The sequence below is a fragment of the Rhizobium sp. PRIMUS64 genome, assembly GCF_023006465.1.
Classification (GTDB): Bacteria; Pseudomonadota; Alphaproteobacteria; order Rhizobiales; family Rhizobiaceae; genus Rhizobium; species Rhizobium leguminosarum.
Genome location: NZ_JALBGX010000009.1, coordinates 72,598 through 92,693 on the forward strand (window position 1 = coordinate 72,598; position 20,096 = coordinate 92,693).

Annotated in this window: 19 protein-coding genes, 2 pseudogenes and 1 other annotated feature; of the genes and pseudogenes, 9 read left to right on the forward strand and 12 right to left on the reverse strand. The window is 58.3% G+C overall.

Going from position 1 to position 20,096, the window contains the following annotated elements; translation table 11 throughout:
* Window positions 1-20 precede the first annotated feature (20 nt).
* Window positions 21-608 carry a TetR/AcrR family transcriptional regulator gene (locus tag MOV76_RS06120; protein WP_247264068.1) on the reverse strand — a complete coding sequence of 196 codons (588 nt, stop codon included), beginning with the start codon at window positions 606-608 and terminating at the stop codon, window positions 21-23.
* A gap of 98 nt (window positions 609-706) precedes the next feature.
* Between MOV76_RS06120 and MOV76_RS06125 the strand changes: the two genes are divergently transcribed.
* The 4 genes from MOV76_RS06125 (at window position 707) to MOV76_RS06140 (ending at window position 6,472) form a co-directional block, all read left to right on the forward strand.
* On the forward strand, window positions 707-1,819 hold the full coding sequence (locus MOV76_RS06125) for an efflux RND transporter periplasmic adaptor subunit (RefSeq protein WP_247264069.1): 1,113 nt from the start codon (window positions 707-709) through the stop codon (window positions 1,817-1,819).
* The gene (locus MOV76_RS06130; protein ID WP_018245221.1) at window positions 1,819-4,929 is read left to right on the forward strand and encodes an efflux RND transporter permease subunit; all 3,111 of its coding nucleotides are present in this window, start codon (window positions 1,819-1,821) and stop codon (window positions 4,927-4,929) included. The genes MOV76_RS06125 and MOV76_RS06130 overlap by 1 nt, the downstream gene beginning before the upstream one ends.
* A gap of 2 nt (window positions 4,930-4,931) precedes the next feature.
* The gene (locus tag MOV76_RS06135) at window positions 4,932-5,555 is read left to right on the forward strand and encodes a TetR/AcrR family transcriptional regulator (protein WP_018245220.1); all 624 of its coding nucleotides are present in this window, start codon (window positions 4,932-4,934) and stop codon (window positions 5,553-5,555) included.
* Between the two features lie 83 nt (window positions 5,556-5,638).
* On the forward strand, window positions 5,639-6,472 hold the full coding sequence (locus tag MOV76_RS06140) for an SDR family oxidoreductase (RefSeq protein ID WP_247264070.1): 834 nt from the start codon (window positions 5,639-5,641) through the stop codon (window positions 6,470-6,472).
* A gap of 311 nt (window positions 6,473-6,783) precedes the next feature.
* Here the strand turns inward: MOV76_RS06140 and MOV76_RS06145 are convergent.
* Window positions 6,784-6,881 (reverse strand): annotated as a pseudogene (locus tag MOV76_RS06145) (IS5/IS1182 family transposase); the annotation flags it as partial.
* 235 nt (window positions 6,882-7,116) lie between these two features.
* Between MOV76_RS06145 and MOV76_RS06150 the strand changes: the two are divergent.
* Window positions 7,117-7,821 carry a carbonic anhydrase gene (locus MOV76_RS06150; protein ID WP_018444453.1) on the forward strand — a complete coding sequence of 235 codons (705 nt, stop codon included), beginning with the start codon at window positions 7,117-7,119 and terminating at the stop codon, window positions 7,819-7,821.
* Between the two features lie 7 nt (window positions 7,822-7,828).
* The gene (locus MOV76_RS06155) at window positions 7,829-9,355 is read left to right on the forward strand and encodes a SulP family inorganic anion transporter (protein WP_247264088.1); all 1,527 of its coding nucleotides are present in this window, start codon (window positions 7,829-7,831) and stop codon (window positions 9,353-9,355) included.
* Between the two features lie 125 nt (window positions 9,356-9,480).
* Window positions 9,481-9,593: a sequence feature (AL1L pseudoknot), on the forward strand.
* 409 nt (window positions 9,594-10,002) lie between these two features.
* Here MOV76_RS06155 and MOV76_RS06160 read toward each other — a convergent pair.
* The 3 genes from MOV76_RS06160 to MOV76_RS06170 all read right to left on the reverse strand — a co-directional run bounded on the left by MOV76_RS06160 (window position 10,003) and on the right by MOV76_RS06170 (window position 12,017).
* On the reverse strand, window positions 10,003-10,527 hold the full coding sequence (locus tag MOV76_RS06160) for a hypothetical protein (RefSeq protein WP_018245214.1): 525 nt from the start codon (window positions 10,525-10,527) through the stop codon (window positions 10,003-10,005).
* 66 nt (window positions 10,528-10,593) lie between these two features.
* Complete coding sequence (locus tag MOV76_RS06165) at window positions 10,594-11,139, reverse strand: MOSC domain-containing protein (protein WP_247264071.1); 546 nt, start codon at window positions 11,137-11,139, stop codon at window positions 10,594-10,596.
* Between the two features lie 248 nt (window positions 11,140-11,387).
* Window positions 11,388-12,017, reverse strand: a complete 630-nt coding sequence (locus tag MOV76_RS06170) for a hypothetical protein (RefSeq protein ID WP_247264072.1) — start codon at window positions 12,015-12,017, stop codon at window positions 11,388-11,390.
* Window positions 12,018-12,079: 62 nt separating this feature from the next.
* Here MOV76_RS06170 and MOV76_RS06175 point away from each other — a divergent pair.
* Window positions 12,080-12,203, forward strand: a pseudogene (locus tag MOV76_RS06175) (VOC family protein); the annotation flags it as partial.
* Between the two features lie 71 nt (window positions 12,204-12,274).
* Here MOV76_RS06175 and MOV76_RS06180 read toward each other — a convergent pair.
* From MOV76_RS06180 to MOV76_RS06200, 5 genes are all read right to left on the reverse strand, one after another.
* Complete coding sequence (locus MOV76_RS06180; RefSeq protein ID WP_018245211.1) at window positions 12,275-13,066, reverse strand: SDR family NAD(P)-dependent oxidoreductase; 792 nt, start codon at window positions 13,064-13,066, stop codon at window positions 12,275-12,277.
* 1,527 nt (window positions 13,067-14,593) lie between these two features.
* Window positions 14,594-14,821, reverse strand: a complete 228-nt coding sequence (locus MOV76_RS06190) for a hypothetical protein (RefSeq protein ID WP_112907471.1) — start codon at window positions 14,819-14,821, stop codon at window positions 14,594-14,596.
* A 91-nt stretch (window positions 14,822-14,912) separates the two neighbouring features.
* A complete protein-coding gene (locus MOV76_RS40280; RefSeq protein WP_112907470.1) occupies window positions 14,913-15,266 on the reverse strand; it encodes a DUF982 domain-containing protein in 354 nt (117 codons plus the stop codon).
* A gap of 4 nt (window positions 15,267-15,270) precedes the next feature.
* Window positions 15,271-16,080, reverse strand: coding sequence for a Ku protein (locus MOV76_RS06195; RefSeq protein ID WP_112907469.1), 810 nt, complete (start codon window positions 16,078-16,080; stop codon window positions 15,271-15,273).
* A gap of 11 nt (window positions 16,081-16,091) precedes the next feature.
* Window positions 16,092-16,994 (reverse strand): Ku protein, encoded by a 903-nt coding sequence (locus MOV76_RS06200; protein WP_018245208.1) that lies wholly within the window; start codon window positions 16,992-16,994, stop codon window positions 16,092-16,094.
* A 182-nt stretch (window positions 16,995-17,176) separates the two neighbouring features.
* Here MOV76_RS06200 and MOV76_RS06205 point away from each other — a divergent pair, with 182 nt between their 5' ends.
* On the forward strand, window positions 17,177-17,392 hold the full coding sequence (locus MOV76_RS06205; RefSeq protein ID WP_247264089.1) for a DUF3606 domain-containing protein: 216 nt from the start codon (window positions 17,177-17,179) through the stop codon (window positions 17,390-17,392).
* Between the two features lie 89 nt (window positions 17,393-17,481).
* Here the strand turns inward: MOV76_RS06205 and MOV76_RS06210 are convergent, their stop codons facing one another.
* A complete protein-coding gene (locus MOV76_RS06210) occupies window positions 17,482-17,937 on the reverse strand; it encodes an NUDIX hydrolase (protein WP_247264073.1) in 456 nt (151 codons plus the stop codon).
* Between the two features lie 78 nt (window positions 17,938-18,015).
* Complete coding sequence (locus MOV76_RS06215) at window positions 18,016-19,464, reverse strand: CHAD domain-containing protein (protein ID WP_247264074.1); 1,449 nt, start codon at window positions 19,462-19,464, stop codon at window positions 18,016-18,018.
* 140 nt (window positions 19,465-19,604) lie between these two features.
* Between MOV76_RS06215 and MOV76_RS06220 the strand changes: the two genes are divergently transcribed.
* Window positions 19,605-20,060, forward strand: a complete 456-nt coding sequence (locus MOV76_RS06220; protein WP_210068677.1) for an NUDIX hydrolase — start codon at window positions 19,605-19,607, stop codon at window positions 20,058-20,060.
* Window positions 20,061-20,096 lie beyond the last annotated feature (36 nt).

Here is a 20,096-nt window from a genome sequence, read left to right on the forward strand (position 1 = left end):
ACCGAACCCAGCGATAGTCTTCAGGCGCTGCCATCACCGCGCGCAATGCGCCTGACTTCGCCAGCGGCTGCGTCGAGGATGCCTTGCGACAAATTCTCATCCTGCAAGATGCGCGACAGCGTGACGGCGCCCACCATCAGAGACAGTATCGCCATCGCCTTGCCGCTGGGATTTGAGCTCTTGGCGTCGTCCATCAGCTCATCCAGCACCTCAAAGTGAGCGAGGATACCATCCTCAAATGGACGCCTGACCTCTTCACTCTGCCGCGCCGCGTCCGATCCCAACGCCACTAGAGGGCAACCGTCACCCTTTTCTCCAAGATGTCCGGGTGAGAGGTAGAACTCCATGACTGCTTCGAGGGGATCGGAACTTGTCGCAGCCGCCGTCGACCATCTGCGTGTAGCGCTTTCCAGCGCGCGCCTGGACGCCTGGGCTGCAAGATCGTCCTTGGACGAGAACTGCTTATAGAACCCACCTTGTGTAAGGCCCGCCCCCTTCATCAGATCTTTGAGGCCAATACCGTCGAAGCCGTGCTCTCGAAACAGACGGCTTGCGACGTTGATCACCGTTTCCCGGTTCTCCTCGGCCTGTGCCCGGCTCACTCTCATACTGATCTCCGATTAGATTTCATTTGACATCTATAACGCAATTAGATTTAGATCGCAATCTAAATCATCCGGATCGCTGGTCAAGAAGAGAACTTAAGATGAAACGCAAACATGTCCTGACTCTCGTGGGCCTCGCGGCAGCGGCGGGTGCCGGTGCCTATTTCGTGGTTTTCGGAACCCCTAAGTCGGAGGCAGAGGCTGCGGACCCAAGGACTGCCTCGCCACTGGTCAGGGTGGCAGAGGCGACAAGGACTGAAACGACAGAGCGATCTTTTACCGGCACGGTTGCTTCGCGAGTACAGAGCAATCTGGGCTTTCGGGTTCCGGGCAAGATCGTTCAGCGGATGGTCGATGTGGGCCAGCAGGTCAAGCAAGGCCAGGCTCTGATGCGCATCGATGAAACCGATCTTCAGCTTGCTCTGACGGCGAAGCGCAATACGGTTACCGCAGCGCGTGCTGTCCTGATCCAAGCACAAGCAGACGAGAAACGGTATGCGGCGCTGGTCAAAAATGGATTGGCCGCCACCCCGCAGCGTTATGAACAAGCGAAAGCGGCCCTCGATACGGCCTCGGCACAGCTTGCCGCGGCTGAAGCGGACGCCGAGGTTGCGGAAAACGCCGCCTCCTATAGCGTTCTTCTTGCAGACTCGGATGGAACGGTCGTCGATACGCTCGGAGACCCGGGACAGGTGGTGTCAGCGGGACAAACGGTGGTTCAACTGGCGCAGGCGGGGCCACGTGAAGCCGTTGTCTGGCTACCGGAAACCCTGCGGCCCGAGACAGGATCCGAAGCGCAAGCCAGTGTCTATGGAGGCGAGGGTCTAAGTGGAAAAGCCCTTTTGCGACAGATTTCCGATTCTGCCGACCTGCAAACCCGGACCTACGAGGCGCGGTATGTTCTCGAAGGCGCCGCTGCCTCTGCCCCGCTTGGTTCGACGGTGACGATCAAAATATTCGACGCGAACCGGCGATCGGAGGTCGCCGTACCAGTCGGTGCCATCCTGGACGACGGCAGCCGGACAGGTGTGTGGGTTGTCAACGGGGCCACATCGACCGTGAACTTCAAGCCTGTCGAGATCAAGCGGATCGGCGAGGAAATGGCATTTGTCACCGGAATAGGGGTTGGTCAGCAGGTTGTCGCTCTGGGCGCGCATCTACTGGAAAATGGCGCGACCGTCAGGACGGCTGCGCAGCAAGAGGTGACAAAGTAATGAGCTTCAATCTTTCCGCCATCGCGGTTCGCGAACGCGCCGTTACATTATTCTTTATTGTCCTGTTGGCCGCCGCCGGGGTCTATGCCTTTGTCAAATTGGGCCGCGCCGAGGATCCCTCCTTCACCATCAAGACCCTGACGGTAACCTCAGTTTGGCCGGGCGCCACCGCGCGTGAAATGCAGGATCTTGTCGCAGAGCCACTCGAGAAGCGTATCCAGGAACTCACCTGGTATGACCGCGTCGAAACAACGACGCGGCCTGGCTACGCATTCCTTACAGTCACACTCAAGGATAATACTCCGGCGTCCGCAGTTGAAGAGGAGTTCTACCAAGCGCGCAAGAAGCTCGGCGACGAGGCTCGAAATCTTCCGCCCGGCGTCATGGGTCCCTTTGTCAATGATGAATATTCCGACGTGAGCTTCGGCCTTTACGCATTGAAGGCGAAGGGGATGCCGATGCGGGACCTCGTTCGGCAGGCGGAGGTCATCCGCCAGGATCTGCTGCATGTTCCGGGCGTCAAGAAAATCAACATCCTCGGGGAGCGCCCCGAAGAGATATTCGTCGAATTTTCCTATGCCAAGCTCGCGACACTTGGAATATCGGCGCAGGATGTTGCCGCAGCCTTGCAGAGACAGAACACGGTGACGCCCGCAGGCTCGATCGACACGCGCGGGCCACAGGTCTTCATCCGTTTCGACGGAGCCTATAATAGCGTACAGGCAATTGCCGACACGCCGATCGTAGCAGGTGGACGAACGGTGAAACTCTCCGATCTGGCGGATGTACGGCGTGGCTATGAGGATCCGGCCACTTACGTCATCCGTCACAATGGCGAACCGGTTTTGATGTTGGGCGCCGTAATGCAGCAGGGCTGGAATGGCCTTGACCTCGGCAAGGCGCTTGAAGCCCGGTCCGCCGCGATCGCGCAGACACTGCCGTTGGGCATGACCCTTACAAAAGTTAGCGATCAGGCCGTCAATATCGACGAGGCGGTCGGTGAATTCATGCTGAAGTTCGCCATGGCGCTTGGCGTCGTGCTGTTCGTGAGCCTTGTCGCACTCGGCTGGCGCGTCGGCATTGTCGTGGCGCTCGCAGTTCCGCTGACGCTCGCCGTCGTCTTCCTCATTATGCTGGAAACCGGCCGGTTCTTCGACCGCATCACACTCGGCGCGCTCATTCTTGCGCTGGGCCTTCTCGTGGACGACGCCATCATCGCCATTGAGGTTATGGTGGTGAAGATGGAGGAGGGCATGGATCGCATTAAGGCGGCCGCTTATGCCTGGAGCCACACGGCGGCACCGATGCTGTCCGGCACACTCGTCACAATCATCGGACTGATGCCCGTTGGTTTCGCCAAGTCGACTGCAGGTGAATATGCCGGCAACATCTTCTGGGTCGTGGGATTTGCCCTGATCGTTTCCTGGATCGTCGCGGTGACTTTTACGCCCTACCTCGGCGTGAAGATGCTGCCTGACATCAAACCGGTGGAAGGTGGACACCACGCCATCTACGATACGCCGAACTATCGCCGCTTGCGCTCATTCATCGCGTTTGCGGTTCGCCATAAGTTCATGACCTGCGCCGTGGTCGGCGTGACGATGGCTGTCTCGGTCGTCGGGATGGGAGGGGTAAAACAACAGTTTTTCCCGACTTCGGACCGGCCTGAGGTTCTCGTCGAAGTTCGCATGCCTGAAGGTACGAGCATTCAAACCACGACGGCCGCAGTGGAGAAGGTCGAAGACTGGCTGCAGGCCCAGCCGGAAACAAAAATCGTCACCAGCTATGTAGGGCAGGGCGCTCCCCGCTTCTTCTTTGCCATGGCGCCCGAGTTGCCCGACCCCGCCTTCGCCAAGGTTGTCGTGCTGACGCCCGATGCGCATGCACGAGAAGAGCTAAAGCATCGCCTTCGCGCCGCAATCTCTGACGGCCTTGTTCCAGAGGCATCCGTACGCGTCACGCAGCTCGTATTCGGTCCCTATACGCCGTTCCCGGTCGAGTTTCGGATCATGGGACCGGATCAGGAGGAACTCTATAAGATTTCCGAGCAAGCTCTGGCAATTATGAAAACTGTGCCCGATGTCCGTCAGGCCAATCGCGATTGGGGCAATCGAACGCCTGTGTTGCGCTTTGTCCCTGATCAGGAGCGGCTCAATCTGATCGGTCTTTCACCGTCCGAGGCAGCCCAGCAGATGCAGTTGCTGCTGAGCGGCATCCCTGTCACGCAGGTGCGCGACAACATCCGCAACGTGCCCGTCGTCGCACGCAGTGCTGGCGAGAACCGCCTCGATCCATCACGCCTTGCCGACTTTTCGCTGATGAGCCGGAATGGTCGCCAGGTTCCCCTCGATCAGATCGGGCATTCCGAAATCCGGTTCGAGGAACCGATCCTGAAACGGCGCGATCGGACACCGGTCATTACGATCAGGTCCGATATCAACGAGGCGACGCAGCCGCCGGAGGTCTCCCAGCAGGTGATGAAGGCCCTTCAGCCGCTTATCGCATCGCTTCCAGTGGGATATCGCATTGAGATGGGCGGCAACATCGAAGAATCGCTCAAGGCCAATGTCGCACTTGTTCAAGTCTTCCCGTTGATGATCGCGGCCATGTTGATTGTCATCATCCTCCAGGTACGCAGCCTTTCGACGATGACGATGGTCATGTTGACCGCGCCTCTTGGACTTGCAGGCGTGGTCCCAGCGCTGCTTCTGTTCAATCAACCCTTTGGATTCAACGCCATTCTCGGTTTGATAGGACTGGCCGGGATCCTCATGCGCAACACGCTGATCCTGACGGAGCAGATCAAGGAAAACCAGGCTGCAGGTCTCGACGACTATCACGCTGTCATTGAAGCAACCGTCCAGCGGACTCGTCCTGTCATCTTGACCGCGCTCGCAGCCGTCCTGGCCTTCATCCCTTTGACCCATTCGGTGTTTTGGGGGTCGATGGCCTATACGCTGATTGGCGGAACGGCTGCGGGCACCGTGATGATACTGCTCTTCCTTCCAGCCCTTTACGCGGTGTGGTTCCGTATCAAGCCTGCAAAAGAAGAGAGCCACGAGGAAGCCATTGAGCGTCTCGAACCGCCGATAGCACTGGCTGCGGAGTAGGAATCTTGTGTCCGACCCGACGAGCCCTCCGCACCCGTACAGAAACTCACACCGATCTCTGGCGGGAGCGAATCCTCGATGTGGCGGAAGAACACTTTCGGCGCATCGGGTACAAAAAGACATCGGTAGCCGACATAGCATCCCACCTCGGGATGAGTAGCGCCAATATATATCGCTTTTTTCCTTCAAGGGCGGCGATCAACACGGCGATTTGTGGTCGCATCATCGGACAAACAATGCGGTCTGCAGCTTCGATTGCACAGATGGAGGGGCCGGCTTACGAGAAGCTGGTAGAACTTTTCAATCAGCTTCACAGGGAACGGAAAAACACCTTCCTGCACGAGAAGCCGGTTCATGATCTGGTTGTCGCCGCAACGGCACAGAACTGGGCGATCATCGGTGCGCATAATAAGCATCTCGTGGCGATCATCGAGGCGATTGTAAATGATGGGATCGACACAGGCGCGTTTCGTGTTGATGCGGCGAAGGCCGCCCGATCTCTGATGAACGCCCTCATGCCCTTCTACCACCCTGTTCTCATAGAGCAGGGGGTCCGAGACGGCGTAGATACCGAAGAAGGGCTGCGTGATCAGATCCACTTTATTCTGAAAGCAATCGATGCGTGAAGCGCTCGAATATCTCCATTCGCCATCAACCCCGAGGGAAACAAACATCGGGGGTCAGGTCCAGTTAATTGACAGGAAAACGAATGCAACACAGTGCTGACACGGGAACGCAAATCTCCGTCGTGGAAAAAATTGATGGCGCTCCCGGAAAACGTGCCCTGATCACCGGTGCGTCAAGTGGCCTTGGCCTCGAATTTGCTGAACTGCTCGCGGCGCAAAAAGTCAATCTCGTACTCGCGGCCCGGCGCAGGGAGCCAATGGAGAAGCTCGCTGCCGAACTTCGGCGGAAGCATGATGTCGATATCGTTGTCGAGCCAATCGATCTTGCCGCTCCAGGCGCTGCTGCCCGTTTGAAAAGCAGCCTGGATGAGAAGTCGCTACAGATCGACATCCTGGTGAACAATGCCGGATACGGGTTGCACGGCGATTTTCTCGAAACACCGATCGAGCGCACCACCGATATGATCCAGCTCAACATCACGGCGCTCACCGAGCTGAGCTATGTTTTCGGACGTGACATGGCCGCCCGGGGATCGGGCCAGATCCTTCTCGTCGCAAGTCTCCTTGCGCTTCAGCCGGTTCCCAGCTTTGCTGCTTACGCTGCGACGAAGTCTTATGTACTGGCGTTTGGAGAAGCCCTGCATGAAGAGCTCCGTCGGCAAGGCGTGGTCGTCACCAGCCTTTGCCCAGGGCACACCGAAACGGGTTTCGATACAACTGCCGGGGCTCCGGTCTCACCCATACTGCGCCTTTTGACAATGAAGCCCCGTCCAGTCGCCGAAAGCGGCCTTCGAGCACTCTCTCAGGGGAAAGCGTCCGTGATCGCCGGGTTCATGAATAACGTCGTTGCCTTTTCAAATCGCTTGACGCCACGTTCGATGCAGCGAGCCACCATGAAAAGAATTCTTGGGCCATAGAAAGATCATTGGCGCCGCCCCATACCGATATCCGGGCAGGCCGGTTTCCAATCCCCAGCGTGCAATGCTTCATCGACATGGCATCTACCGCCGCAGCGGTCCCTTCAGTCGATTAATGCATCCTGAATACCCTGGCGATCATCAATGGGTATCGACACAATAAGAGTATTGCTGTCGGTGCCAGTGACCGTGCTGTAGAGTTGAAGGGCAGTTCCGTAAATGACCCTTATACCGCCGCGACAACGATAAAGTCGTTGCAAACTTCTCAAGCGTTGTGAAGGCGGTCAGTGGCATCAACTTCAGGATCGCTCGAACCATTCCGGCGGGTCGCGACAGGGCGAGCCGGTACGCACCAAAGCACTGCTTCCACAAACATGCGGTTGTCGCGGCCGGACGAACGGCGTGTGCGGCAGCTTTGAATCTGAATTGCTCAGGGCAGACCGTCTTGCAAATAACCTGCGACGTGAGTTGGAACTAGCCAGATCACATCTCGTTCAAAAAATGTTGCACTGCAATATGATGTGGAGCTCTTTTTTTCGGAGTTCCTTTCCCTTTATCTACGCTTGCGAAAAGATCGCTTCTGCAACCCGCCGGATGAGCGACAACCTCCCAACCCGATGTCCGGCTAGAAAGAGGATCCGAATATGGGTGATCTCCTGAAAGGTATCTCCAATTTTCGCGGCGCCGTGTTTCCTGGTCACTCGGCGCTTTACCGCAAGCTGGCTCGCGAAGGCCAGCAACCACATGCCTTGATGATATCTTGTGCTGACAGCCGCGTAATGCCGGAAACGATAACGCAATCCGGTCCCGGCGATCTCTTCGTTTGCCGCAATGCAGGCAATATTGTTCCGCCCTTTTCGACCCTCAATGGTGGCGTCTCGTCGGCTATCGAATACGCTATCCTCGCGTTAGGTGTCAGCGACATTGTCGTTTGTGGTCACTCCGATTGCGGGGCGATGAAAGGGCTGTGCCGGCCGGAAATGCTGGAACCGATGCCGAATGTCGCAGCCTGGCTGCGGCACAGTCACGCCGCCTTTTCGATTGTTTGCCAAGCCTATCCCGACGACCTTTCCGAAGCCGAACGTGTGCGTGCGGTGGGCATGGAAAACGTCGTCGTTCAGCTCGACCACTTAAAGACGCATCCGTCCGTGGCTGCAAAGCTCGCGACCAACGAGATCACCCTGCATGGCTGGTTCTTCGACATCGAGACGGGCGAGGTCCAAGTCTATGACGGGGCTTTGGCAAGTTTTACCGAGGTGCAGGAGGGTGAGGCGCTGCCAGTCGCCTTCACAGGGCGAAATCACCCGCATGTCATGCCGCGGGTTTCTGCAACGCTTGCCGGGGAATAGTGACATCATGAAAAACAGCTCTGCATTTTCGCGCGACCTGGCTTCGTCTCTGGTCGTTTTTCTTGTCGCCATTCCGCTCTGCCTGGGCATCGCCGTCGCCTCCGGGGTACCCGTGGCCATGGGACTTGTCTCCGGTATCATAGGTGGCCTCGTTGTCGGGCTTCTGGCGGGCTCGCCTCTTCAGGTCTCAGGACCTGCCGCTGGTCTTGCCGTCATCGTCTTCGGCTTCGTCGACCAGTATGGAATTGCCCTGCTGGGGCCGGTCCTGCTCGTCGTCGGTCTCCTGCAGATCATAGCGGGTTTCCTCCGGATCGGCTCCTGGTTCAGAGCAATTTCGCCAGCCGTGGTTCATGGTATGTTGGCCGGCATCGGCATTTTGATTATCCTCGGGCAGATCCATGTTCTGATGGGCTCAAAGCCCGCGGCGGGAGGCATCGAGAATGTCACCGCTTTCGACGAGAGCGTCGGCAGACTATCGGGCGCCAGCGTGACCAACGAGGCCGTCGCACTACTGGTTGGTCTCATCGCTCTCCTCGCGATGGTCTGCTGGGAGAAATTCCGCCCCAAATCGCTGCCACTCGTTCCAGGGGCGCTTGTCGGGGTTGCAGCCGCCACGGTTCTGACCACCGCGCTCGACCTCCCAATCGCCCACGTAGCTGTGCCTACCTCACTCCTTGAGAGTATATCGCTGCCGACCGCTGAGAGTTTTGCCAACTTGGTGCAGCCCGGCGTCATCTTGGCGACCCTGATGATTGCCGTCATTGCGAGCGCCGAAACACTTCTTTCGGCAGCGGCAGTCGATCGGATGCATGACGGCGGACGCACGCGCTTCAATAAGGAGCTGTTCGCCCAGGGCGTCGGTAACGGACTGTGCGGCTTGCTCGGTGCATTACCTATCACGGGTGTCATTGTCCGGTCATCGGCCAATATTCAGGCGGGGGCACGCACGCGAATCTCGGCAGTATTGCATGGCCTATGGATCCTGGGCCTGGTGGCGCTTTTGCCGGATCTTCTGGAAATGATACCGTTGACGGCGCTCGCCGCTGTCCTGATTGTCACCGGCTGGCGGCTGATCAGCCTTCATCATGTGCGCCACCTGTTCGAACACCATGGTCTCATGCCGGTTGGAATCTGGGCCGTCACAGTGGCGATGGTCGTCCTGCAGGACTTGCTGGTCGGTGTGGCGCTCGGACTTGCGCTGTCGATCCTCGAAGTGCTTCCCTATCTGCGCCGAAAGCAGGCGATCCGGCATTCCGAAGTCAACGGCGAAATACATGTTCGGCTGCGCGGAGCGGTCACCTGCAAGGACGTGCCAGCGCTACTTAATACGCTCGAAGGGCTGCCTGAAGGTCGTAAAGTCAGTATCATCGGCAGTCACCTGCATTACATTGATCACACCAGCGCGGAGACCATCAGCGAATGGCTCCGGCGCGAGACGAAATCCGGTCGAACGGTTGAGATCCACCCGCCCCAGGCAGCGCGTCATCCCCGCCTCAAGCCGCTATTTGAGCGATTCTCCGCCGAAGCCGCCTGATCGTCTTCGGGCGGGCAATTCCGTTTAAACGAGCAGGCCTGCTGTGTAATGTTGCAGAAAGATGAAGGCTCTTCAGCGGGGAACCGCGAGCCTCGTCAGGCCCACGAGATCCTGCGCGAGATGTATGCTCATTTCACGAAGGCGGACCTCGACCGCCCATTGAAGCGATGATCGTTCATCGACGAACACTGGAGTGTTCGGGGTCGAGCCGATCTGCAGGCAACTGCCGATCGGCTCGTCAATCTAGTGTGAGACTTCAATGAGGACGGTTGCGGTATTCTTGGTGTCGTAAAAATGCGCTGAGGGTCAGCACGGCCGAGAACACCAGCAGGGTTACGGATCCGCATCGCCGGGCCAGCAACGGCATTTGTTTTTCACTTCCCGGAACAATTCTGCCAGTCGACAACCAGATCGAGGATGCGAAAAGGACCACGAAGGCAAGGGTCGCGGTGGCGGCTATCCCAGACACATCCTGCGCGGGGGCATCATCGTGAGCCCGATGATAAGTGCCTTGTGGCTTGGCCGAACGAATGGGAAGGGGTGCCTAGAGTTCGAGTCCACTCAAAAGCATAACGGCTCCAACACCGCACCACCAGGTAGCGGCCGTTGGCGCCTGAGAAACGGCTTGCCCTCGCTGCACGCCTTCCCTATTCGTCCAAAATGCCTCCTCCACCCATGACGAAACGCTTCCTTGTCAAAAGGAGCGCCAGCGTGACGGGGCGAAGTCCCTGGCCATCGACGCCGACGTCGTACTGGCGGGGAAGAGGCTTCAATCTGCCATGCGAGTGGCCATGCAGATTGATCGACTTCTTGCCCATCTGGTTCCAGGTTCGAAAAGCGTAATGGCACAGGATAAGATGACGTTCCTCGTGGCGGAGTTCCGCGTAATGCTGCACGCTTTCCCAGCCCGGCGAATTCGTGGTCGTCGCCGGGTCATTGTTGCCGATGATCAGGTGCTTTCGACCGTTCAACCTGGCAAGCAGCTCGGTACAATCGCCCGCTCTTGCCGACATGAAGTCTCCCAGGTGCCAAACCTCGTCGTCAGGCCCGACCGTTTCGTTCCAAGTGCGGATCAGGGCGTCATCGTGTTCGACCACGTCGGAGAATGGACGTCTGTCGAGGCGAAGGACACGCGGGTCGCCGAAATGAGTATCGCCGGTAAAATGGATCATGTGCAATAACTGGCGTCTGGCGTTCGAACGTCGATGCGAGGGTGCTTCATGAACAATACGGGCGCCCTACACGACTTCGAGCGGAAGCAATGGTGGGACGGGAAACTCGATGGCAATAGCGTCGCCGGGAACGACGACTCCGCCCTTGAGCACGATCGTCATGACGCCGGTCTTCCGAATGAGTTCGCCGTTCGGTCCTCTGCCGAGGACGGCTTTGAGAAGTCCCGGCTGGAAGTTGTCGATCTGCGAGCAGGGATTGCGCAGCCCCGTGACCTGAAGCTCGACGTTCGCACCGAGCTTCAGAACCGTTCCGCGCGGGAGCGCCAGAAGGTCGACGCCGCGGGTGGTAATGTTTTCGCCCAGGTCGGCCGGACCAACCTTGAAACCTTGATCGGCAAGCTCGTCCAACAACTCCGCTTGGATCAGATGAACCTGACGCAGGTTCGGCTGACTGGGATCGGCCCGGACCCGGGAGCGGTGCTTGACGGTCACGCCCACGTGCGCGTCGCCCTCAACGCCCAGACCTGCGAGGATGTGGATCTCATTCATCTGCCTCTTCGAAAACCGATGTTTATCATCTGTCGCGACTGCGATCACCTGTCCGCGGTCCATGCAATCCTCCTCAAATTTCACCGAGACGTTTCCATACCTTCATGTGCATCGCCGGGGAAGCCATGGCAGAATTCCTCCTGAAAATCCGGGGTCACGCTGCGGACCAAAGCCGATTCCTCAGCTACGAGTCATCTTCACCAGGAACCCGCACATCGATACGTTGAAGGTCAGGGCGAGGAATTTCCAGGAACCTGAATGTGAAACAGGCTTGTGCTCCTGGGAGCCAGGACAGCGAATATGGGGTGGGTTCACCGAAGAAGGCCGTCGACGTTGAATTCTTCCCAGCCGCGCAGCTTCGTCGCGGCATCGTCCGGATGTCGTTCGATCGTCTTAGAAGACTTGCCAGCATTCTTCAGAGATCGCGTCAGCTTCGCCTTGTATGCTGCCCTGCGTCGGTTCTCCGCGGTCGCCGCCAAATCCTCCTCCCGCCATTCATCGATGACGCCCCGATTGAGAAGGTCTTCCACGACGCGCGGGTCGAACACGTGGAAGGTGATCTTTCGTGCTCGACCGCGCAGTTTCACGGTGCGCGTGCCAGCGCTCGGCAGACGGCCGTCCTTGAGCCAGCGATGACGCTCGCTCGTCTTGATCGACAGGATATCCTGGATCTCGCGCGGGATTACAGGCATGCTTTCGATGTCTTCCAGCGCAGCGGCGACAACCGAGGCCGCGCCATGGAATTCTGCCTTGGCACTTGCAGGCATCGCCAGCGTGAGTTCTCCTTGCTCAATATCCAGCGACTTTTTCGAAGCGATCGGCAACCGCGCCCGCAGCTCGAGGAGAATTCCTTTGACGCGGACCGAAGATCCCAGGGTCGCTGATGGCGGCAGCACCCACGTCCTGACCAGCTCGACATCGTTCTTTTCGTGTTTCGGCATGAACCCTAGATGGGATCAGCAGTGTTCCACGTCAACGAGTAGTATCACCAGGATAAGCTAACATCGGGATCGTCGTCGAAGACATTGGGGGTGGCGATAGACTTCTTTCGCGAGCTCGGCCTCGAACTCGAAGGCCGCGCGACGATCGAGGGCGAATGGGCTGGTCGCGTCACTGGTCTGGGCGACCACCCACGATCGGTCGGTCGTAGGTGCGCTGGTAGGCATGCCATACCGCCTGCAGCGGTAGGTCGGTGGAGTCAGAGCGTGTCGATCAGCCCTCCGTCCACACGCATCGAAGCGCCCGTCGTTGCGGACGCCAAAGGGGAGGCCAGGTAGGTGACGAGGTTGGCGACTTCCTCCACGCTTGCAGCTCGTTGGATGATCGAACTGCCGCGGTGCTTCTTGACAAAGTCCGCCGCGACCTCCTCGATCGGTTTCCCGGTCTTCGCCCGCTCATCGGCGAGCATCGCCTCGACGCCTTCGGAAAGTGTGGGGCCGGGGAGGACGGAGTTCACCGTGACGCCCGTGCCAGCCATGCGCTTGGCAAGGCCGCGGGCAACGGCGATGTCTGCCGTCTTGCTGACGCCGTAGTGGATCATCTCGACCGGAATGTTGAAGCCGGATTCCGACGCGATGAAGATGACGCGGCCCCAGTCGATCTTCTGCATGCCGGGTAGATATGCACGTGAAAGCCTGACGGCGGACATGACGTTCACCTGCCAGTGACGGTCCCATACCTCGTCGTCCGCGTCGAAGAAATCGAGCGGCTGAAAGATGCCCGCATTGTTGATGAGGATGTCCACATGAGGAACTTTGGCGAAGAGTGCGTCGCATCCTTTAGCGGTTGCGAGATCGGCTGCGACAGCGGTCACGCTTCCCCTGGCACCTTCGCCTTTCAGGCGTTCGGCGGCATTTGCGGTCTTTTCTTCGGATCGTCCGTTGACCACCACGTCTGCGCCCGCCCTCGCGAGCTGGCGGACGATCGCGTATCCAATGCCTTCGGTCGATCCCGTGACTAGCGCGGTCTTGCCTGTGAGGTCGATCTGCATCTTCTGCTCCTGTGAGGTTGGATCACAGAACGTATGAACTGGCGAGCGGTCTCGCAACCGTCCAGGATGCGGATAATCCTTTCGGGTAGGGGAAGGAGCCGATCGAAACCAATCAGGTTTGTTACCGGGCGACCCGGTCGGCCGCTTCCTCGTCTTCGTCGACCGGTCTCCCAAGCCTGAAGGGATTGTCCCCGTTTATCGAGATCGAACGCGAAGATGGACAGTGAGGTAAACGAGCCTAGCATCGGCTCTCGCTCCTATTTGCCGTGAGGCTTCGCGAAGTATTCGTCGATTTCCGTCTTCACCTTTGCTCGCGTAAGATACTGAAGCTTCTGACGAAGCTTTTCGACGTCTTCGTCGGTAGCCGGGCCCGGACTGCGCGATCGTGGAACCTTTCGCGCGATCGTTCTGTGCTCGATTTGACCGCGAGGCTGTTTGCGCTCGTCTTTAATTCTCTACCTTTATTCAAATAAACTGAAAAAACAACTTTGGATACACTTCCGTCTGAGCGTTATATAGTGGGAACTTTTGAATGCCTTTGGTGGTTATTTATGCGGTCGCTCGACGATTGTTGCTTACCCCAAGCAGCCAACACTCCTGTGCGCTGGGCGGCCACTTCGCCCGAGCGTTTACTTGTTTGACTGAAAGCTCTCGAATGACTAGCGGACGTAATAATCGTGGGCAGGGAGACGTTCCCCCAGAGGCAGGCTTCGCAAATCGCCTGCTAGTCCGTATTACCCGCCTGCCTAAACCGTTTCGCCGGGCGATTGGATGGACTGTTTACCTGGCGCTCGTACTGGTAATGTTCGCGGTGACCTTGTTGCCGGTTTGGTGGTCGCAATAAGTTCCCGACAGGCCATCGGCCGTTGTGCAGGCGAGATGGCGGTCCGTCTGATTCGCGGAGCTTCTTGCCGGGCGACTTGAATTAAACACAATCCGACGCTATTTAACGGTCATCGGCGTTGCTGGTGAGTGCTCCACGCGAGTGTTCGCGACTGCCGAAGTCGCTTATCTGCTTTTGACCACGGATGTACTGGCACTGGTGTGAAGAGCGATGTTGGAAAGGTCGGTGCGATTTCGCCCCGGCCTTTTTTATTTGCCCGTTGGGCGGGCAGGCGGGCGTTCCATCAAACGACATCGGTATCGTTGCCAACAACGCTGGCCGCGTCACCAGGGTTCAAATTGGGTCGACCCGGTCGAAAGTCGACGTTCCTACAGCAAGCGGGGATGGATTCGGTTGGACGATACGCTCGATCAATATTCCCTGAGCAGATCACGCAAGAGCGCGACGGGTACCGCTATCGGCGCTCTCTCGATGGGTACAGGGACGTTGGACGTGTCTGGCGTTCGGAGCGATGGTGAGGTCGAAATCGCTTGGAGGGAGCAGGGCGGCCCCGTCGTCGAAGCTCCCGCAAGTTCCGTTGGGTTATGGCACCAAATTTGTCCATCGGGCAGTTTGGCGGTGTGAACGCCCGACAAAAAGGGTGCCCCGTCGAGAGCCTTCGTTCGCTTGCCCGATAAACGGTCTCACTCGGCGGCCTGCCGGACAGGGTATTCTTCTGGGAGCTCCGCCGGAGCGATGATCTCGAAGTCCGCGGGCATGGCGTGCTGATCGGTTCCCAGGAGCGCCAGCGTCCAATAGTCAGGATCCTCCCCGAAGACCGTAGAAACCCGAACGATCGTTGGTTGTCCGTCGAAATACTTCGAGGACTTCGCCCAGTAAAATGCATGCGGAACCAAACTCACTGCAACCATGACGCCTACTCCCGTGACCTGTGGACGATAGCAGAAACCCCAGAAATGAGAATGCCTCAGCTCGTCCAGGTCGTCATCTGGTGGATAATGATCACCCGTCGACCGATCCGGCTTCCAATTCACGTCTTCGCACGACGATTTTCCGGCGCGGAGACGCGGCACGGCTCCGAAGCCGCTGTTCGTCGTCGGGCAATACCTTCAAATGGGCGGCTCGAGCTGCAGACACGAAAACTTGTCTCGCCCTCGTGGGCTGCAATTCGCCTTGAAGCGACCGCAGACATGAGGCAAGCGCGTGCTGCCATGTCGGACCATTTAGATGCCTGGGCCATCTCTCCGACATCAAGATGCCCATCAGGCCCGATATCGTGGATGCCGTTGCGAAGTGTTCTCGATCCGGCAAAGACACGGCAATTTCCATGATTGGTATCGTGCTCACGTCGTGCATGATGTCACCGGGCCTTGCTCGATTTCAGCTCTGCGGCCACGGACTTTTTCAACGCGTCCATGATGTTCACGACATTCGAGCCCTGAGTGGCGTCCGGCTTGCCCTTCGCGGCCTTCTTGGCGGGCTTGAGAGCCCTCTTCTTCTCCGCAATGATCTTCAGCAGGCTTTCTTGGATCGGGTCGCTGACCATGTCCGAGGACCACCGGGAGGTCTTCTGCTTGATTAACTGCTGGACCAGCGGAATCAGTTCGGGGTCAGCCTCTTCATCGATTCCTTCGAAGTAGGATTCCTCGGGACGCACTTCGTCGCCGAACCGCAGCGTCCAGAGAACGATGCCTTCGCCGCGAGGTTCGAGAACGACCGCACGCTCCCGACGACCGATTACGAGCTTCGAGACGCCGACGACTTTGTCCGATGCCATCGCATCTCGAATGACGGCAAACGCTTCATGTCCGACCGGGTCGTCGGGCATAAGGTAATGGGGCTTCTCGAGATAGACCCATTCGATGCTCTCGGCCGGCACGAACTTGTCGATGTCGATGGTCTTCACCGTATCAAGAGCCACGGAGTCGAGGTCGTCGTCCGTCAGAATGACGTAGTCGTTCTCGCCGCGGGCGTAGCCCTTGGCTTCGTTTTCGTCCTTCACCGGCTTGCCCGTCACCGAGTCGACGTACTGTGAGACGACACGATTTCCTGTTTCCCTGTTGAGCGTGTGGAAGCGAACCTTTTCGCTGTCGCTTGTCGCCGGACTCATTGCCACGGGACATGTAACCAACGACAGCTTGAGATAGCCTTTCCAGTAGGGGCGCGGCATGGCTGGTCTCCTCAGCTCGCTTTACGCTGCGCGGCCGGCGCCGCCGCGGATTTGCCCGAGGCGCGACGGGCCTTGTCGCGGCTGGAACCGGCGTTGGCATTGGCGGCCGTCCGCTTCGGCTTGCTCTCCGCGGCCTTCACCATCCTGGCACTCTCTCGAAGCGCGGCAAGAAGGTCGTTCGGTTTCGAGACCTTGACTTCCTTGCGCTTCGGAAGCGCCTTACCTTCGATCTTCGCCTTCACCAGTTCCGCCACGGCGGCTTCATAGCGGTCATCGAAGGTCGCAGGATCGAACTCGCCCTTCTTCGTCGAGATGATGTGCTTTGCGAGATCAAGCATCTCGCCCACGATTTTCATCTTCGGCATTTCTTCGAAAGCCTTCGCAGACGAGCGGACCTCGTAGTCGTAGTTCAGCGTCGTTGCGATCAGACCCTTGCCGTGCGGTCTGATCAGGACCGTGCGCATCCGTCGGAAGAGGACCGTGCGGGCGATGGCCACGACCTTCGACTTCTTCATTCCGTCCCGCAACGCGGCGAAGGCGTCGCCGCCCATCTTGTCGGGCGTCAGATAGTAGGGCTTGTCGAAGTAGACGTCGTCGACATCGGCGCAAGGAATGAATGCCTCGATCTCGAGCGTCTTGTTGCTCTCGGGGATCGCTGCGGCCACTTCTTCGGGGTCGATGATGATGTACCGGCCGTTCTCGATCTCGAAGCCCTTCGTCTGAGCTTCTTTCGGAACAGGATCTTCGGTCTCGCTGTCGATGAAGACGCGATTGACCCGATTGCCAGTCAACCTGTTGATCGTGTGGAACGTGATGCGTTCCGAGGTGCTAGCGGCGGTGTAGAGCGCGACGCCGCACGACACCTCGCTAAATTTGAGGAAGCCCTTCCACTGGGCACGATGACCACCCGCCATGACCCTTCACTCCCGAATCACTGAGTCGCGACTCAAGACTCGACGAGCTGATTCGTTCCGACTGAAACGAATCATTTTTCAATGGCTTACGCCTGTTGCTTAGGAAACTGATTCCGATCGCGGATCACCATTTCGATAAAGCCTGGTCGGCAGTGTTAGCCGTTGCCGGAACTTCCTGATTCATCAGTCGTTTAGGAAGAAAACTCAACAGGAGGTACTTCCCAACGGCAAACACCAGCCGAGGCCGCGCGCAAGATCGAGCCCGTGTCGCGGGAGGACAGGATCACGAGGTCCAGTATGAGGCGGAAAAGGAACGGGTCTCGAAGTTGAAGGTCAAGGAGACTGTCAAAAAAGTCGGCAACAGCCGCAAGAAGGTCGAAGCTAACCTGGAGAAGTAGAGGCGGTTCACATTCCAAGAGGAACTCGTCGCTGACGAAAGGCGGAACGGGAATTCCCCACATCGATAATATGTCCGCGACCGATCGAGCTAGAGGAGTCGTCCCGCACGCTTGAACATCCGTCCAAACTTGAGCAGTAGGCGCTCAAGGTCCGGTTCGTCTACGCGGCGGGCGGCCTCCATTGGCGTCAGCCACACGGAGTCTCGCTCGGCCATCTCTGGAAAGCGCTTTCGGTTACGGCGGACCTCCAGTAGGAAGACGGCAACGACTGGTCGCGCTCCACTTCCGTCCTGCATAAGTTTGTCATAGAAGAATTCGCCGAAGGGCTTCTTCTTCGCCCTTCCGATCACGCCAGCTTCCTCCCAGGCTTCACGTTCCGCCACCTTGCGCGGCTTGAGACCTGATATCGGCCAGCCCTTCGGGATCATCCAACGTCTCGTCTCCCGCGTCGTGATGAGAAGCACCTTTGGCCCCTTGGGTGTGTTTCGGAAACACAATGCACCATATTGCTGGATCGGCTTCGGATAGACGTCAATGTCATTCATCGTGTCTGCTCATGTTCATCGACGTTCTCGACCGTGCCGGCTGAGGTTCCTTCGCTTGAGGTTCATGGCGTCCTCATGTCAGCGCCAGAAGCGCTTCGTGTCGATGACCTCATCTACTGAGGACTGCGCCATGCGGATCAACGCATTCTTGTCATCGTGAGAAACGACAGAATCTCGAGCAGGGTGGTTGGCCAGTCCATGCTGGGCGAGCACGTTCGGTCCGGTTGCCAGATCGTTCAGTGCTCCAAGATAGTCCTGCAGCTCCTCCATCGCTGCGATGAATTTCCGGTGCCGGCGCGTGCCGCGCTTGTCGTCGAACAGCGATCCGAAGAACTCGGCCGCGTAGCGAAGCTTTTTAGCGTCCTTGCGAACCTGGTGACGATGCTCGTCGTCGGTCTCAGCCAACGCACCGCCATGCTTTTTCAGCTTCTTACGCATCTTCTCGATGGCCCTCGCGGCAAACTCCGAGGCCGATGTGTCCTCGGAAGTTGCGCTGCCGCCAGTCCGATCGAGGTCACATTGAAGCCACTCGTTGAAATCGATAATGAGCGCGCGCGCTCGCGCCGACCCCAGAGCCTCGACAGCGTCGTCGTATGCGTTGTTGCGGGCATCCTTGAGCTTGGCCCGAAGGTCGGAGTCCTTCGCTTTCATAAGCAGGACGTCGAGATTACGTGCTTCGCCGAGGACGCCAGCGAGCCAGCGAAGCTCCTCTTGGATCCTTTTCGGCTCGTCGCCCATCAGGAGCGGCCTGAACAGAGAGAACGCAGAGCGGAGACGCCGCAGAGCTACCCGCGCCTGATGAAGGGCTTCCGAAGTTCGTCGCTGGAGAAGGATTTCTTCGTTGAGACGGAACTGCCGAAAGCAGGACGCGGCGATCTCTCGAAAGGCGCTAGACGCCTTGATGTTTCGTTCGAGATCGAGGCGCTCTGCCTTGAACATGAATTGCTGCCTGTCCAGAAGCGCGAGGCCCCGTTCTGACTTGGACTGAATGCCGAATCGGAACGGCGCGATCGCGTCGATCTTGCGAATGAAGATGAATAGGTCCTTCGGATCGCCGTCCTTCAGTTCAACCTCGATTTCCTGAACAGGCGAGCGCCTGTTGCCAGACACTACGTCTCCCCGATCAACGACCACCTCCAGCCGAGAGCCGTTCAACTCGATGTTCCAGACGCGACGCTCAATGAACACGGTGAAAGCGGCTTCCACCTCAAGTTCCGGTCCGAACTCGCTTATGAGAGGGCTCGTATGGTCGAGGACGGGTTCATTGCCTTCAATGGGCGTCTCCCATTCTGAACGAACAAACAGTGATTTCGCCGGCCCGGATGCCTTCACAGTCTGGACGTGGGACGCGCCGGTAGAGCGGACACGCAGAGAGAATCCCTTCTCCGACAGCCGACGATCGTCCGTCTCGAAGTAGGTCGAAGACTGCTGCAGCGCCTCGTGGGGCTCTCCGAGAAGATCGGAACCCAAAAGGCTCTCAAGGGCTTCGCTAGAGAGGTCGAGCTTGATTTCGATTTCTGATGGCAAGGCAGGCTCCATTCTGATTGGATGCTCATCAACGCTGGAGGTCCTGTCATAGTTCGGTCGCGTCACGACGTGATGAAGCAAACTGGACTCTTCAACGTTGCCCAGCTAGTTTGCGCGCGCTTCGAAACCGGAGGCGGACGATGCTCAACGAAAGCGCTCAGCCAGAACTTACGAAAACGGTGTCTGGTCGCGATGTCGCGCAGGCTGGTGCTCTCTGCTACCGTCGGAACGAAAACGGTGGAGTTGAAATCCTTTTTGTAGGCAGTCGACGGAACGGTCGATGGGGCATTCCGAAGGGGCACGTCGAAGGTGGTGAGGTCAGCAGCGCCGCGGCGCTGAGAGAGGCGTTCGAGGAGGCCGGGGTCTCAGGCGTCGTCGACAAGACCGTGTTCGGTACGTTTTCTTATCGGAAGGACACGAGTCCCAACCAATACCACGTGGCCGTCCATCTTCTTAAGGTCTCGAGGATCGCGGACAAGTTTCCGGAGAAGGGTGTCCGAAAGACACGGTGGTTCCCCTTGGAGACCGCGTTGCGGGAAGCGGCGCAGCCGGGCTTGCGGCTGCTACTCTCAAGCATCAGGTCCACCAACCTCTGACTACCGAGCGTCGATGATCCGAACGACACCGTCAAG